Annotated in this window: 2 protein-coding genes and 1 pseudogene; all 3 read right to left on the bottom strand. The window is 51.3% G+C overall.

What is annotated here, in order from left to right:
• A pseudogene (locus tag ACTHUE_RS16220) lies at positions 1 to 181 on the bottom strand (cell division protein FtsN); the annotation flags it as partial.
• A gap of 154 nt (positions 182 to 335) precedes the next feature.
• Complete coding sequence (locus tag ACTHUE_RS16225) at positions 336 to 1,832, bottom strand: YifB family Mg chelatase-like AAA ATPase (protein ID WP_049337086.1); 1,497 nt, start codon at positions 1,830 to 1,832, stop codon at positions 336 to 338.
• 13 nt (positions 1,833 to 1,845) lie between these two features.
• Entirely contained in the window at positions 1,846 to 2,166 is a 321-nt protein-coding gene (locus tag ACTHUE_RS16230) for an accessory factor UbiK family protein (RefSeq protein ID WP_004521053.1), read from the bottom strand.
• Positions 2,167 to 2,213: the final 47 nt, after the last annotated feature.

Genomic DNA, 2,213 nt, shown 5'->3' on the forward strand with positions numbered 1-2,213 from the left:
CTTTGTCCTGAGGTTTCAGGATTTCAGGTTCTTCGCTTTGTTTAGGCTGAGTCAGCTCTTTGAAAACGTTTTGGTTGCCTTGGTTCAAGAAGAACAAAATACCGGCAATAATACCTGTTGCCAGTATCAGGCCGAAAAAGAAACCGGCCAAGCCTTTGCCATATTGTGTAGATTTTTTCATGACTTACCTTGTAATAATGTGTTCAGACGGCCTGAAGGGAGACTGTCTGAGTTTGGATTCGATATTTTATCAATAACCGTTATGGACGGCAAAATCCTGATGCTTTGTTTACTCTAGTTTTACTTAAACATAAAGATTCAGGCCGTCTGAAAAGTTAAAGGGCGCGACGGAAGCCGATGGCTTTCATCACATGGGTTTTGCTGACTTCTTCGTCGCCTGCCAAATCAGCCAGCGTACGGGCAACGCGCATGATGCGGTGGAAGCTTCGAGCGGAAAGGGATAGTTTTTCGAGCATGGTTCCCAAGGCTTCTTGCGCTTCTTTTTGGATGCGGGCTTTACCATCGAGCTCGCTGACACTCAGTTCGGCATTGACTTTGCCTTGTCTGTTGTATTGGATTTTGCGTGCGGCGGTAACGCGTTCCAATACTGTGGCACTGGATTCGCCTGCTTCTTGTTGCATCAATTCGGCAGCGGAAAGGCTGGGTACTTCGATGGTTAAATCAATACGGTCGAGCAATGGCCCTGAAATTTTGTTGCGGTAGCGGGCAACGCTTTCAGGCGTGCAGCAGCAAGGTTTGGATGGATGACCAAGATAGCCGCAAGGGCAGGGGTTCATGGCGGCGACAAGTTGGAACTTGGCCGGATAAACTGCTTGGCGTGCGGCGCGGGAAATATGGATTTCGCCGTTTTCCAAAGGTTCGCGCAACACTTCTAATACTTTACGGTCAAACTCGGGCAATTCGTCTAAAAACAACACTCCGTGGTGCGCCAATGAAATTTCGCCCGGACGCGGGTCTGAACCGCCACCCACCATAGCAGCCGAGCTGGCACTGTGATGAGGGCTGCGGAAAGGACGGTTGCTGTCGAGTTGCTGTTGATGGTTGGGCAGGAGCGAACGCAAAGCCCATACTTCGACCAATTCGTCTTCGGTCAAAGGCGGAAGGATGCCGGGCAAACGTTGCGAAAGCATGGATTTGCCCGTACCCGGCGGGCCCATCATCAACAGGCTGTGTCCGCCTGCCGCTGCGATTTCTAAAGCAAGGCGAGCGGTATGCTGGCCTTTAACATCGGCTAAATCAGGTATTTTACTTTGTTCAGACGGCCTTTGCGTCAGCTTGCATTCAGTTTGTGTCAGCGGTTCGATACCGTTTAAATGTGCGGCCACTTCGCCTAAAGAACGCGCACCATAAACCGCGATACCGCGCATAACGGCAGCCTGTTCGGCATTTTCTTGCGGCAAGACGAACGAACGACCTGCCTGCATTCCCTGCCATGCCATGGCCAGCGCGCCGCGTACGGGACGCAGCAGCCCGGACAGCGCCAATTCTCCGGCAAACTCATATTGCGCGAGCTTTTCAGGATTAATTTGTCCCGATGCGGCAAGAATGCCCAAGGCAATCGGTAAATCGAAACGGCCGGATTCTTTGGGGAGGTCGGCCGGTGCGAGGTTGACGGTAATTTTCTTGGCGGGGAAGTCGAAACCGCTTTGGATGATGGCGGCACGCACACGGTCGCGGCTTTCTTTGACTTCAGTATCGGGCAAGCCGACGATATTGAAATGTGGCAAGCCGTTGGCAAGGTGGGCTTCCACTTCGACCAACGGCGCATTCATGCCGCTTAAGGCGCGGCTGTAAACCAAAGCAAGCGACATGTTTCAGACGGCCTTATTCGGCAGCTTCAGTTTGTTGTTTGATTTCGGCAACAGCTTCTTCCGCAGCAGCTTCGGCCGCTTTCAAAGCAGCTTCTTCAGGCTCTTGAGCGGCTTCGAGTTTGACCAAACGGGCTTCCAATTCGGCCAGTTTGGTACGGGTTTTAATCAAAACCTGTTGTTGGATGTCGAATTCTTCGCGGGTCACCAAGTCCATGCGGTTGAACGCGCTGCCGAGCATGGCTTTAACGTTTTTTTCCATGTCTTTGGCAGGGCTGTTGGCGATGGTTTCGCTGATTTTGGAGCTGACTTCTTCAAAAAGTTGTTTGCCGAACATAATCCGTATCCTTTATTCAGAATGTATATAGAAATTCAAGTGGCTAT

It is taken from the genome of Neisseria sp. P0021.S005 (assembly GCF_051956955.1).